This is a genomic window from Cupriavidus sp. GW821-FHT07C08, assembly GCF_059419025.1.
In genome coordinates, this window is record NZ_JBWKQZ010000024.1 from 95349 (window position 1) to 108064 (window position 12716).

Below are 12716 nucleotides of genomic sequence, written 5' to 3' on the forward strand. Positions count from 1 at the left end.
CCTGTTGCCGCGGTGGAACCGGGCCGCGCCAACCTGCGCCCGGCCACGCAGCAAGGATCAGTCGGCCAGGCCGCTGCTGTCGATATAGCCCAGCGCATCGCGCACCGCGCGCCGGGCCTTGAGCACATAGCAGACCTGGCGCTCGCGGATGGACAGCGACACCACTTCCGCCTGCAGCAGTTCCTGGAACATGTGTGCGGCACGCGGCAGGCTCAGCCCCGCCAGTTGCGCCAGAGCGGCGGCGGGCAGCCCGTCCTCGCCGGCTTCCAGCAGCGCGCGGCAGATCCTGGCCCGCGCGGGTTCGGTCATCAGGGCAAGCGTCAGCGCGCTCTCTTGGGTCTCCATGGCCACACCTCGATCCTCTGGCGTTGTGCTGCGCCGCCCACCACGAGCGGCTGCCGGCCCTCTCCGGGCGCCGTTTTCCAACGTTCTACGCGGCTCGCAGGGCAAAGGCAATAGGGCTGCCCACGGGCTGCGCGATTACAACACCAGCCGTCACGCCCGCGGGCCCGCCAGGGATCCGGCGGGCGGCGCCTACATGACCTCGATCACGCCGTTCATGGTCTCGTGCCCCGATCCGCAGAAGATGTCGCACAGGAAGCCGTAGTTGCCGCTGCCGCGCGCCGTTGCCGGCAAACGCACGGTCGCGCCTGGCGGCACGTCGGCACGCACGCCGAAATCAGGCACGCTGAAGCCCATGATCACGTCCTGTGCCGTCAGTTCGAACACGACCGACTCGCCGGCACGCAGCGGGATGTGATTCGGGGTAAAGACGAACTTGCGCGCGTGGACGCGAATGACGCGCGGCGCCGCCGCATCGCCCCGGCCGGTGCCGGCCAGCACGGCCGCCCCGAGGCCAAGCATCCAGGCCAGCACCGTGCGCCGCCCGACTATCGATGACATTCTCATGGCCGGCTCCGGTCAGGTCGAGATCGGCTGCTCGGCCAGCGCGAACGCGCCGGGCGCCGCTTTCGCTTCGACCTCGCGCCAGCCCAGCCCGCGATAGGGCTGCGCGGCATCCCACGGCACCGGCAGGCGCTGCGGCTGCGAGCCCGGCGGCGGCAGCGGGAACATCAGCGAGCGTGCCGCGTGATGCGCAATGTGGCCCGTCGTGTGGTGATGCTCCTGGTGGATGTGGCCGTAGAACACTGTCACGTTCGGATAGGGCATCAGGGTGTCGATCACCTGCGCGCCGTCGCGCGTGGCCCAGTCCCATTGCGGATACAGGTCGAACAGCGGGCGGTGCGTGAACACCACGATGCGCGCGCCCTTCGGTTGCCGCGCGAGGTCCGCGGCCAGCCATGCGCGCTGCGCATCCCCGACCCGCCCCGCTGGATCGGACACGTTGTCGAGCACGACAAAATGCACGCCTTTGTGATTGAAGGTGTAGTGCGTCGGCCCGAACAGCTCCTGGTAAGCCGCGCCCGCATCGAGGCTGGCGTCGTGCTCGCCCGGCATCAGGTGGATCGTCCTGACGCCCAGGCCGGCAATGACGGACTGGAACTCGCGCAGGCGCCGGCGGCGCTCCTGCGGATCGTCGGTGGTGTGGGTGAGATCACCGGTGAACATGATGAAGTCGGGCGGCTGCCGCAGCGCATTGACGGCGGCGACGGCCTTGGGCAGCGTGCCGCGCGCATCGGGATTGGCCGGCCCCTGGAAGCCCCAGTGTGCGTCCGACAGCTGCACAAAATAGAAGTCCTCATCGCGCCCGAAGGCCCAGCCCGGCAGCCCGGAGGCAAACACCGCGCCGCCGGCGGCGCCTGCCAGCCTCAGGAAATCGCGTCGCTTCAGTGTGTCCATGGTGCCTCCGTCTGGTTGCAGGGATGTGCCTGTCATACCGGCTTGCGGGATGCTTTATTCCCGGCAATGCGAAACGGCAGAAAATCCGCGCGCAGCGGGAATAGACTGCATGGAATGCCGGTATACACAGGACGTGCGCCAGCGGCGCCGGCGCACAAACCGACTAAGGCACGCATGGATCACGCATCCGACGAACGCCGCCGCTTCGATGAGCTGGTGCTCCCGCAACTGGACGCCGCCTACAACCTCGCGCGCTGGTTGTCGGGCAGCGCCAGCGAGGCCGACGACGTGGTCCAGGAAGCCTTCCTGCGCGCTTACCGGCTCTTTGCCAGTTTCCACGGCGAGCAGCCGCGGCCGTGGCTGCTCGCCATCGTGCGCAATACGTGGTTCACCACCTGCCAGAAGCGCAAATCGGCCGGCGAGGTGTGCAGCTATGACGACTTGCACGAAAACCAGCCACTGCCGGCCTGGCACGATGGCCAGGACAGCCCCGAGCAGTGGTTGCTGCGGCAGGAAGACGTGCGTCTGGTGCACCGTGCGCTGGAGCAGCTTCCGGTGGCCTATCGGGAAGTGCTGGTGCTGCGTGAACTGGAGGAACTGCCCTACCGCGACATTGCCCGTGTCGCGGATATCGCCATCGGCACGGTCATGTCGCGGCTCGCGCGCGGGCGGCGCATGCTGGCGGCGGTGGTGACGGCGCTGCAGCAGCAGGGCACGGCGCAAGCGCCGGCACACGCTTGCCCGCCATCCGGCGCGCTGGCGCCGGCACCGCACCCCGCCGGGGAGACAGGTCATGGACTGCAATGAGGTTTGCGAACTGCTTCCCGCCTGCGCCGACGACGAACTCGGCGCGGCGGAAAGCCTGCGCCTGGAGCAGCACCTGGCGCAATGTGCCGCGTGCACGGCCGAACTGGGACGCCTGCGCGCGCTGCGCACGGCGGTACGGGAAGGCGCTGCTTATCATCGCGCAAGTCCCGCCCTGCGCGCGCGGATCGCTGCCGCGCTGCCCGCCGCCCGCATGCCGGCAGGCGGTGAGGCATCGCGCCCGCGCTGGATCGAGTGGTTTGCCTGGCGCCCGGCCGTCAACGCCGGGCTGGCGGCGCTGACCGCGGCCTCGATGGCGTTCGGGTTGACGTTGTTCATGTTGCGGGATTCCCCGCAAGACGCCATGGCGCGGGAGGTGGTCAGCAGTCACGTGCGTGCGCTGATCGCCGACCACGCCATCGACGTGGCATCGACGGATCGGCACACGGTCAAGCCGTGGTTCAACGGGCGGCTGGATTTCGCGCCGCCGGTCCATGACTTGGCGGCAGAGGGCTTTCCGCTCGTTGGCGGACGGCTCGACTACCTCCACGGGCAGCGCGTGGCGGTGCTGGTCTATCGACGCAACCAGCATCCAATCGATGTGTTCGTGCTGCGCGGCGCGGGCGCGCGCAAGGCGGCGCCGGACTTCGACAGCACCCTGACCCGGCAGGGCTACCAGATCACGCACTGGCAGACAGGCGGCATGGACTACTGGGCCGTGACCGATGCCTCGGCGGCCGACCTGCAACGCTTCGGCAAGGCATGGCGCATGGCCGGCGGCGGCACGCCATAGCGCTCGCGCCGCCGCCGGTCATCGTGCCAGGCCCGTCTACGCCATCACGAACGGCAACTGCCGCTGGCGCTTGCCGGTCAGCGTGAACAGCGCGTTGGCCACCGCCGGCGCGATCGGCGGCACGCCTGGCTCACCCAGGCCGGTGGGGTTCTCCTGCGAGGGCACGAAGAACACGTCCACGACCGGCGCATCGGTGATGCGCGGCGGCGGGAAGTCCGTAAAGTTGCTGTTCTTCACGGCGCCGTTCTCGATCTCGATGGCAAACCCCGGCTTCGTCATCGCCAGCCCGAAGATGCACGCGCCCTGGACCTGCGCCTCGGCCGACATCGGGTTGACCACGCGGTTGGCATGGACGCCGGCGGTGACGCGATGCACGCGCGGCTCGCCCTTCACCACCGAGACGTCGACCACATACGCCACCACGGTGTTGAACGACTCGTGCACGGCCACGCCCCAGGCATGGCCCTTGGGCAGCTTGCGCTTGCCATAGCCGGACTTGTCCACCGCGAGCTGCAGCGCGGCGCGGTGGCGCGCGTGCTTCTTCTCGTCGAGCCGGGCCAGGCGGAATGCCACCGGGTCCTGCTTCGCGGCCGCGGCCATTTCATCAGCCAGGGTTTCCTTGACGAAGGCGGTATGCGTATTGCCCACCGAGCGCCACCACAGCACCGGCACGTCCACCTGCGGATGGTGCACAGACATCTGCAGCGGCAGGTCATAGTCGTTCTCGACGATGCCCTCGGTCATGGTGGCGTCGATGCCGTTCTTGACCATGAAGGGCTCGAACGGCGTGCCCTTCAGGATCGACTGGCCGACGATGGTGTGCTGCCAGCCCACCACCTTGCCCTGCGCATCCAGCCCGATGCGGGCGCGGTGCAGGTGCAGCGGGCGGTAGTAGCCGCCGCGGATATCGTCCTCGCGGCTCCAGACCACCTTGAGCGGCTCAGTGTGGCCGGCGGCCACCCAGGCCTTGAGCACGTTGGCGGCCTCAACGATGTAGTCCGAGGTCGGCACCGCGCGCCGGCCGAAGCCGCCGCCGGCCATCATGGTGTTGAGCACCACCTTGTCCGGCGCCAGCCCCAGCGTGCGCGCCACCGCGGCCTGGTCGACGGTCTGGAACTGCGAGCCCACCCAGACCTTGACCGACTGCACCTTGCCGCCTGCCACTTCCGGCTGCAGCGTGCAGTTCAGCGGCTCCATCGGCGCGTGCGCCAGGTACGGGAAGCGGAAGTCGGCCTCGATCTTGCGCGCGGCACCGTTGATGGCCGAGCCGATATCCCCGCTCCCCGCGCGCGCCACCGTGCCGGGCTGGCCGGCCAGCCTTGCGTATTCGTCGAAGAGCGCCTGCGACGACACCTTCGAGCCCGCGTCTTCCCACTGGATCTCGAGCGCATCGCGGCCCATCTTGGCCGGCCAGTAGCCGCTGGCAATCACCGCCACGCCACTGCCGCCGCGGTCGACCGGCACCTGCAGCACGCCGCGCACGCCCTGCACCGCGCGCGCCTTGTCGGCGCTGAAGCTCTTGACCTTGCCGCCAAAGCGCGGCGGGCGCGCCACCACGGCCACCACCATGCCCTTCAGGTGCGTGTCGATGCCGAACGGCGTGGTCGCGTCCATCTTGCCGCGCGCATCCAGCCGCGGCGTAGGCTTGCCGACGATGCGGAACTGCGACGGATCTTTCAGCGTGACCCGCTGCGGCACGGGCAGCTCCATCGCCGCGGGCGCCAGTTCGCCGAAGGTGGCGCGATGGCTGCCGGACGTGATGACGCCCTGCTCCACCTTGCAGCTGGCCGGATCGACCTTCCACTGCTGCGCGGCCGCCGCCACCAGCATCGCGCGGGCGCGCGCGCCCAGTTCACGGTATTGCTCGAACGAGTGGTTTAGCGCCGTGGAGCCGCCGGTCATCTGCATGCCGAAGGCGGGGTCCTTGTACGGGTCGCCCGCCGGTGCCAGCGTGGCGCGCACGTTGCGCCAGTCGGCGTCCAGCTCCTCGGCAAGTGCCATCGGCAGCGCGGTGTGCACGCCCTGGCCAAACTCGAGCCGGTTCACGGCCACGGTCACGGTGTTGTCCGGCGCGATGATCAGGAACGCCTGCGGCGCCGGCGCTGTGGTCCTGGGCCTGGCCGCGTCCTGCGCCTGCGCCAGCGGCGCCACGCCCAGTGCCAGCCCGCCGCCGGCCAGGCCGGTCAGCTTCAGGAAACTGCGACGGTCCAGCGTGGCGATACCGCTGTGCTGACGCGCTTCGCCATCATTGCCGCCCTGGCCGCCGGCCAGTGCCTCGATGCCTCGGATTCGCATAATCATTCCTCCCGCTCAGGCCAGCGCACGGGCGGCGTCTTTGATCGCCGCGCGGATGCGCTGGTACGTGCCGCAGCGGCACAGGTTGCCGGCCATGGCCTGGTCGATGTCGGCGTCGGTGGGCCGCGGCTTGGTGCGCAGCAGGCCGATGGCGCTCATCACCTGGCCGTTCTGGCAGTAGCCGCATTGCGCCACGTCGTGCTTGAGCCAGGCGTCCATCACCGCGCGCCCGACCTTGTCAGTGCCGATGCCTTCGATGGTGGTGATGCGCGCGCCGGCAGCGGCGGATACCGGCGTCACGCAGCTGCGCGTGGCCTGGCCGTTGACGTGCACGGTGCAGGCTCCGCATGCGGCCATGCCGCAGCCGAACTTGGTGCCGGTCATTTCAAGGTTGTCACGCAGTGCCCACAGCAGCGGCGTGGACGGGTCCACGTCGACTTCACGGGTCTTGCCGTTGACGTTGATATTGAGGGTGGTCATGGGGGGACACTCCTTGGGTACGTTGCCCGCTGGTTCTTTCCAGTGCCCCCCCGCCGGGCGCAATCGTGCGGCGCGCGGGCACTGCCCATGCGCCGCAGCCTGGCGCAAAGGACAAGTGAGCATAGTGCAATTTCGGTCACCTTGCCGAACACCATGCGCACTAGCCTGCCCCCGGATCGGCTTTGCACGAACTTTGGGCATGCGGCGGCTGTCCCTCATGAATCCCTTCGCTTTCCGATTCCTGTCGCTGAAACAGTGCCATCGACTATTCCAGATCACACTTATCCCGGCGCCTCCGCGGCACCGGTCCCGCACGCTACTGCTGCCACGCGCGTGCCGGCGGCCCAGTCCCCGTCAGTGGCACGGCTCGACAGCATCCAGGCCCTGCGAGGGCTGGCCGCCGCGTTCGTGGTGGTCTACCACTCCGGCCTGGCGCTGGGCGGCGCCGATGCGCCGGCGCTCAGCTGGCTGACCGACAACGTGATCAAGCGCGGCCATGTCGGCGTGGACGTGTTCTTTGTCATCAGCGGCTTCATCATCGCCTGGGTCGCGGTGCTGGCCCGGCCCCAGCCCGAACGCCCGCTCAGCTTCATGATCCGGCGCTGCTGCCGGCTGGCGCCGCCGTACTGGACCATGTCGGCCATCCATGCGCTGCTGCTCAATCCGGTCACGCCGGCGGTGTTCGCGGCGTCGCTGGCCTTCCTGCCGACTGCCACCGACCACGCGCCGTACTACGGCTATCCGGCGCTGTACGTGGGCTGGTCACTCAACTATGAGCTGGCGTTCTACGCCGCCTTCGCGCTCGGCCTGCTGCTGGCCGGGCGGCGCGCGCTGCTGGTGGTGCTGGGGGCCTTTGCGTTGACCACGCTGGTGCTGCCGTGGTGGCGCTTCGGCGCGCTGGCGGCCGATCCCGCGCAGGGCTACCCGTTCGCCACGCCGTGGCTGGCCATGGCCAGCAATCCGCTGGTGCTGGAATTCCTGCTGGGCTGCGGGCTGGCGTGGGCCTACGCGCGCTGGCGCCACCTGCTGACGCCGGCCATCGCGGTGGGCATGCTGGCAACCGGCTGCGCCGCGTTCGCGCTGTCGCTGCCGCTGGTCGGGCCCGACTTCAGCCTGGCCGGGCGCGGGCTGCCCGCGGCGCTGCTGCTGGCCGGCGCCGTGGCGGCCGAGCACACCGGCGTGCTGCGCGTGCCGCGCGCGCTGGTCTGGCTGGGCGAGTTGTCGTATGCGCTCTACCTGACGCACCCCACGGTGATCGAGGGCGTCAAGCGCCTGATGCCTGAACTGGCGCCCGACCAGACCGCGCTGCAGCTGCTGCGCTTTGCCATCGATGCCGGCCTGGCGCTGGCGCTGGCCCTGCTGCTGCACCGCTGGGTCGAGCTGCCCGGCATCGCCGCCGGCCGGCGGCTGGCGCGGCGCTGACGCGCGCGCTCAGCGCTGCGGCATGCCGGTCAGGAACAGATAGAGCGCGGTCAGGTCGGTATCGTTCATGCGTCCGAACGAATCGAACGGCATCACGCGGCTCACTGCGCTGCCATCGGGCCGCTTGCCGCTGCGCATCATCGCGATAAAGGCCGAAGCCTGGCCGTAGCGCGACATGGCGCCGCCCGGCACGGGGCGCAGGTCCGCCGCGGGCGGCCAGTCGGGCGGCCCGCCCGGGATCTTGCCGCCGCGGAAGTCCGGCCCGTGACACCCCAGGCAGGCATTGGCGACGTAGCCGCCATACCTGGCCGTGGGCGCCGGCACCATTGCAGGCTGCACCGGCAAGCTGTGGTCGATCTTGGCTGCCGCGTCCTGCACGATGCCCACACCGTACAACGCCCGCACCAGCCATGGCATGCGGATCTCCGCGGGCGCCCCCATCGCCGGCGGCAGGCTGCGCAGGTAGCCCACCAGCGCGCCCAGGTCCTCGTCGCTCAGGCGGTTGTAATCCTCGCTGGGCATGATCAGCAGCGGCCGGTGCGAGGGCGCCACGCCATGGCGGATGCTCCGTACCCAGTCGACCGGCTGGTAGGCGGCAATGGCCGGATTGGCTTGCGTCAGGTCCGGCGCGCGCACGCGCAGGCCGCCGGGATCGTCGATCACCTGCTTGCCGCCGGCGCCGGCACCGTGGCACTCCATGCAGCCGCGCGATTCGAACAGGTACTTGCCGTGGGCAATGCCGGCGGCGTCTTCACGGATGGCGATGGGTGATACCTTGACCGCGACAATGCGCACCGCCTTGCGCTCGCCAACCCATACCGCGGCATAGGCCGCCACGGCCACGACAACAGCCGTGCCGGCCAGCCCCCATGCCGCCACCCGCAGAAATCGCGCCATTTGCTCTCCCCTGTCCGCCGCACTGGATGCAGCTTGCGGCCAGTGGGCGGGGGGCTGTCGGTGGGGCAGGCCACATAGCGGCGGCGCGCGCCCCCGTCAGGCCAGCCCGGCCGGGGCCCGGTCGATGAAGCCGGTCATGCGCGCGAGCCGGCCATCGGCGGAAATCGTGGCGAAGTCGGTGCCGACCACCAGCGCCGGCTCTCCCGCCGGGCCCAGTTCCCAGGTAAAGCGCAGGTGTTCGCCGTGCGCATCGACGGGGCTCACGCGGGTAAAGCGGAACCCGGGGAATTTCCCCTGCACCGCGGCGATCATCGCGTCAATGCCAGCATGGCCGTCGCCGCGCATCAGCGGATCGACATAGCTTGCCGATTCCGTCCACGCCTGCGCGACCAGCTCGCGCCGGCGCGCGGCATCGGTCTCGTTCCAGGCTGCAAGGTAGCGGTCGGCAAGGGCGGCGGGATCGGCAGTGACTTGGGCTTGGATGGCGGCAGACATGGCGTACTCCTGGTCTTGGTTGGGAATCCGTAAAGGGCCTGAGGTCAGGCCATGGCTGCATGATGGGCGCGGCGGGGCCGCGGCGCGATTACCCGTGAGGTTATGAACTGGGTTACCCGCGCGAGCCTGACGCTCCCTACCAAAAAATCGCCCCCAGCACCAGTGGCAAGAAAGCCCCCAACCTGCCCCCTGTCCTGCCGATGGCCGCGTCCTTATCCTCGCTACATTGCCCCTACGCTGGGCGGCAGTCCGTCCGCGCATCCGGGGCCGTACCGCCCGGGCGCGCCGGCCAAGCCGCCTCCATCCCACCCAGACGCACCGCCTTTTTTGCATCGTTCTCGTCCATGACGCCCGATACGGCCCCGCCGAGCCACCAGGCCGCTCCAGGCCCTTCCGCCCCGCAGCGCCGCTGGCTGCCCTTGCTGCTGGCCGGCGCCGGCTATTTCGTGCTAGCGGCGGCTGCGCTGTGGCTGGCGCGGCTGCCCGGTACCGTGGCGGCGGTGTGGCTGCCCAACGCCTTCGGCCTGGGCCTGCTGCTGCACCGGCCGCGCGCGGAAGGGCCATGGCTGCTGGCCGGTATGCTGGGCGCCAGCGTGCTGGCCAACTACGCGGCCGGCGACAGCGTCGCCACCGCGCTGATGCTGACCGGCGCCAACCTGGCCGAGATGCTGTTCGCACTTGGGCTGCTGCGCCTGCTGGACCGGCATGCCATCCTGGGGCGCCACGGTCCGCTGGCCGCGTTCGCGGTGATGCTGGCGGTGGGCGGCATCCTGGCGCCGGCACTGGGGGCCACTGCCGGCGCCATGGCCATCGCCGCAATCCATGGCACCAGCTTCGCCTCGGTCTGGTGGACCTGGTGGCAGGCCGACGCGCTCGGCATGGCGCTGTTGCTGCCGATGATGTTGTCGATGACGGCGATGCGTGTGCGCGCTGCCATCGCGCGGCCGCTGCTGGCGCCGCAGGCGGCCGCGCTGGCGCTGTGCCTGGCCATCGGCGCCGTCGCGCAGTGGCAGGGCCATGACCCGTTTGCCGCGATGTCGTTGCCGCTGGTGCTGGTGGCGCTGGCCGGCAATCCGTTTGCCACCGCGCTGCTGACGCTGGTTGCCACGCTCTGCCTGCAGGCGCTGATGCTGCTCGCGCACCGCCATGAAGCGGTGCCGCTGTCGGCGGCGGTGATCATGGTGTTCCCGGTCTGCATTGCCTACCTGACCGAGCAGAACCGGCACGGCCGCGCCAGCCTGCGCAGCAGCGACAAGCGCTTTCGCCAGGCCATGGAGCATTCGGCCATCGGCATGGCGCTGGTCGGCATGGAGGGTCGCTGGCAGACCGTCAACCGTGCCATGACCGAGCTGCTGGGCTACAGCGCGGCCGAGCTGCGCGAGCTGAGCTACCAGCAGCTGACCCACCCCGACGACCTGACCGGCGACCTGCTCCAGGTCGACAACCTGCTGTCCGGCAAGATCGAGTCCTACCGCCTGGAGAAGCGCTACCGCCACAAGGACGGCCATTACCGCTGGGTCCTGCTGGCAGTATCGCTGGTGCGCGACGAACAAACCGGCGAGCAGCACTTCATCACCCAGGTGGAAGACGTCCACGCGCGCAAGCTGGCGCAGCAAGAGCTGGAACGGCTGTCGCGCCGCATCCAGCTGGCGGCTGAAGCCGGCGGCGTGGGCATCTGGGAGTGGGACTTCACCAGCGCCGGCATCACCTGGGATGCGCGCATGCACGCGCTGCACGGCACCGACCCCGCGGGCGGCACGCCAGTGGTGGAGCAATGGATCGCGATGCTGCATCCGGACGACGTCAGCCGCGTCAGCGGCGAGATGCGCCAGGCCATCCGCGGCGAGGCGCGGTTCGATACCGAATACCGCATCGCGCGTCCCGACGGCAATGTGCGCCACGTGCGCGCGATGGCCATGGTCACGCGCACCGACGATGGCACCGCGCAGGCCCTGGTCGGCACCAACTGGGACATCACTGAGCAGCGGCGCCTGACCGAGGCGCTGTTCGAAGAGAAGGAACGCCTGCACATCACGCTGCGTTCGATCGGCGATGCGGTGATCTGCACCGATGCGGCCATGCGCGTGACCTTCATGAACCCGATTGCCGAACAGCTGACCGGCTGGACCATGGCCAGCGCCAACGGCCTCCCGCTGGAGCGGGTCTTCCGCATCGTCGACGAAGCCACCGGCGACCCCATCTCCAGCCCGGTCGAAGCCTGCCTGCGCACGCTCGCGCCCGCCTACCTGCAGGTCGGCGCCGTGCTGCAGAGCCTGACCGGCGAGCGCCACGACGTGCAGGACTCGGCCGCGCCCGTGCTGACCGCGCGCGGCGAGGTGCTGGGCGCGGTGCTGGTGTTCCAGGACATCACCACCGCGCGCGCGCTGCAGCGCGAGTTGGCGCGTTCGGCCATGCACGATGCGCTCACGGGCCTGCCCAACCGCACCTGGTTCGAGAAACGCCTGCGCGAAGCCTGCGACGCGGCGCGGCTGCATGGCCACCGCGCCGCGCTGTGCTTTATCGACCTGGACCGCTTCAAGATCGTCAACGACACCGCCGGCCACGGCGCCGGCGACGTGCTGCTGCGCGAACTGGGCTACATGATCCGCAACCACGTGCGCCCCGATGACGTGCTGGCGCGCCTGGGCGGCGACGAGTTCGCGCTGCTGCTAAAGGACTGCACCGTCGACCAGGCCGAGCAGGTCTGCCAGGGCGTGATCGACGCCATCCGCGGCCGCCGCTTCCCGTGGGAAGGACGCGTGTACGACGTGGGCGCCAGCATCGGCATTGCCGCCATCGACCTGGACGTGCCCCCGGTCAGCGAACTGATGAGCCGCGCCGACGTGGCCTGCTACGCCGCCAAGGCCGCCGGCCGCAGCCGCGTCTCGGTCTACCGCCGCGACGAGAGCGACGCCCGCCGCCACCATCGCGAGCTGGAAGTTGCCGCCGGCATTCATTCGGCGCTCGAAGCCAACCGCTTCCGCCTGTTCGCGCAGGAGATCCGCGCACTGCAGCCCGAGCAGAACGAAGACGGCGCCGAACACCGCCATATCGAGATCCTGGTGCGCATGGTCGACGAGCACGGCGAGCTGATCATGCCCGGCGCCTTCATTCCCGCCGCCGAGCGCTACGACCTGATGGGCCATGTCGACCGCTGGGTCATCCGCAACGTGCTGCGCGGCTACGGCGAACGCCTGGGCGCCGTAGCCGGGCTGTCGGTATCGATCAACCTGTCCGCCAACTCGCTCGGCGAGCCCTTCCTGCTGCCCTTCCTGCATGCCGAGCTGGAGGCCAGCGCGCTGCCAGCCAGCCGTATCCGGCTGGAGATCACGGAAACCGCGCTGATCAACAACATGGCCGCGGCCAACCGGCTGGTGGCGGAGATGCGGCGCGCCGGCTGCACCGTGTCGCTGGACGACTTTGGCTCGGGCCTGTCGTCGTTCGCCTACCTGAAGCAGTTCCCGGTGGACTTCCTGAAGATCGACGGCAGCTTTATCCGGCAACTGGCCGACAACGCGGTCGACCGCGAGATCGTCAGTTCGATCAACGACATCGGGCACCGGCTGGGGGTGCGCACGGTGGCGGAGTGGGTGGAGGATGAACGCACCCTCGATGCGCTGCGCGCGATCGGGGTGGACTATGCGCAGGGGTATGTGATCGGGCGGCCGGTGGCGCTGGACGTGTTCCTGGCCGGATGCCAGCAGCGCGACACGCAGGCATCGTAGCCAGG

General features: G+C 69.8%; 11 protein-coding genes. 4 read left to right on the plus strand and 7 right to left on the minus strand.

The features are described 5' to 3' along the window. Positions 1-57: 57 nt before the first annotated feature. From AC07UK_RS26415 to AC07UK_RS26425, 3 genes are all read right to left on the minus strand, one after another. Positions 58-345, minus strand: a complete 288-nt coding sequence (locus tag AC07UK_RS26415; RefSeq protein ID WP_436220969.1) for a helix-turn-helix domain-containing protein — start codon at positions 343-345, stop codon at positions 58-60. A 189-nt stretch (positions 346-534) separates the two neighbouring features. Next, on the minus strand, positions 535-909 hold the full coding sequence (locus AC07UK_RS26420; protein WP_436220968.1) for a cupredoxin domain-containing protein: 375 nt from the start codon (positions 907-909) through the stop codon (positions 535-537). Between the two features lie 12 nt (positions 910-921). Continuing rightward, positions 922-1800 (minus strand): metallophosphoesterase family protein, encoded by an 879-nt coding sequence (locus AC07UK_RS26425; protein ID WP_494686801.1) that lies wholly within the window; start codon positions 1798-1800, stop codon positions 922-924. A 174-nt stretch (positions 1801-1974) separates the two neighbouring features. Here AC07UK_RS26425 and AC07UK_RS26430 point away from each other — a divergent pair, with 174 nt between their 5' ends. Further along, entirely contained in the window at positions 1975-2607 is a 633-nt protein-coding gene (locus tag AC07UK_RS26430) for an RNA polymerase sigma factor (RefSeq protein WP_436220966.1), read from the plus strand. Then, positions 2594-3397, plus strand: coding sequence for an anti-sigma factor family protein (locus AC07UK_RS26435; protein WP_494686802.1), 804 nt, complete (start codon positions 2594-2596; stop codon positions 3395-3397). The genes AC07UK_RS26430 and AC07UK_RS26435 overlap by 14 nt, the downstream gene beginning before the upstream one ends. Positions 3398-3433: 36 nt before the next feature. On the opposite strand, the gene AC07UK_RS26440 is transcribed toward AC07UK_RS26435, so the two are convergent. Continuing rightward, positions 3434-5692 carry a xanthine dehydrogenase family protein molybdopterin-binding subunit gene (locus AC07UK_RS26440; protein ID WP_436220964.1) on the minus strand — a complete coding sequence of 753 codons (2259 nt, stop codon included), beginning with the start codon at positions 5690-5692 and terminating at the stop codon, positions 3434-3436. A 15-nt stretch (positions 5693-5707) separates the two neighbouring features. Further along, positions 5708-6172 (minus strand): (2Fe-2S)-binding protein, encoded by a 465-nt coding sequence (locus AC07UK_RS26445; RefSeq protein ID WP_010813052.1) that lies wholly within the window; start codon positions 6170-6172, stop codon positions 5708-5710. A 333-nt stretch (positions 6173-6505) separates the two neighbouring features. On the opposite strand from AC07UK_RS26445, the gene AC07UK_RS26450 reads away from it, so the two are divergent. Further along, on the plus strand, positions 6506-7594 hold the full coding sequence (locus AC07UK_RS26450; RefSeq protein WP_436223038.1) for an acyltransferase family protein: 1089 nt from the start codon (positions 6506-6508) through the stop codon (positions 7592-7594). Between the two features lie 9 nt (positions 7595-7603). Here AC07UK_RS26450 and AC07UK_RS26455 read toward each other — a convergent pair whose 3' ends face one another. Then, on the minus strand, positions 7604-8491 hold the full coding sequence (locus AC07UK_RS26455) for a c-type cytochrome (RefSeq protein WP_436220963.1): 888 nt from the start codon (positions 8489-8491) through the stop codon (positions 7604-7606). A 96-nt stretch (positions 8492-8587) separates the two neighbouring features. Next, positions 8588-8986: a nuclear transport factor 2 family protein gene (locus tag AC07UK_RS26460; protein ID WP_436220962.1), complete on the minus strand. Its 399-nt coding sequence runs from the start codon at positions 8984-8986 to the stop codon at positions 8588-8590. Positions 8987-9330: 344 nt separating this feature from the next. Between AC07UK_RS26460 and AC07UK_RS26465 the strand changes: the two genes are divergently transcribed. Next, on the plus strand, positions 9331-12711 hold the full coding sequence (locus AC07UK_RS26465; protein ID WP_436220961.1) for a diguanylate cyclase: 3381 nt from the start codon (positions 9331-9333) through the stop codon (positions 12709-12711). The last annotated feature ends 5 nt before the right edge of the window (positions 12712-12716 follow it).

Excerpts from the sequence above, each read along its gene's own strand:
- AC07UK_RS26415 (WP_436220969.1), bottom strand. The coding sequence starts at position 345 with ATGGAGACCCAAGAGAGCGCGCTGACGCTTGCCCTGATGACCGAACCC.
- AC07UK_RS26420 (WP_436220968.1), bottom strand. The coding sequence starts at position 909 with ATGAGAATGTCATCGATAGTCGGGCGGCGCACGGTGCTGGCCTGGATG.
- AC07UK_RS26425 (WP_494686801.1), bottom strand. The coding sequence starts at position 1,800 with ATGGACACACTGAAGCGACGCGATTTCCTGAGGCTGGCAGGCGCCGCC.
- AC07UK_RS26430 (WP_436220966.1), top strand. The coding sequence starts at position 1,975 with ATGGATCACGCATCCGACGAACGCCGCCGCTTCGATGAGCTGGTGCTC.
- AC07UK_RS26435 (WP_494686802.1), top strand. The coding sequence starts at position 2,594 with ATGGACTGCAATGAGGTTTGCGAACTGCTTCCCGCCTGCGCCGACGAC.
- AC07UK_RS26440 (WP_436220964.1), bottom strand. The coding sequence starts at position 5,692 with ATGCGAATCCGAGGCATCGAGGCACTGGCCGGCGGCCAGGGCGGCAAT.
- AC07UK_RS26445 (WP_010813052.1), bottom strand. The coding sequence starts at position 6,172 with ATGACCACCCTCAATATCAACGTCAACGGCAAGACCCGTGAAGTCGAC.
- AC07UK_RS26455 (WP_436220963.1), bottom strand. The coding sequence starts at position 8,491 with ATGGCGCGATTTCTGCGGGTGGCGGCATGGGGGCTGGCCGGCACGGCT.
- AC07UK_RS26460 (WP_436220962.1), bottom strand. The coding sequence starts at position 8,986 with ATGTCTGCCGCCATCCAAGCCCAAGTCACTGCCGATCCCGCCGCCCTT.
- AC07UK_RS26465 (WP_436220961.1), top strand. The coding sequence starts at position 9,331 with ATGACGCCCGATACGGCCCCGCCGAGCCACCAGGCCGCTCCAGGCCCT.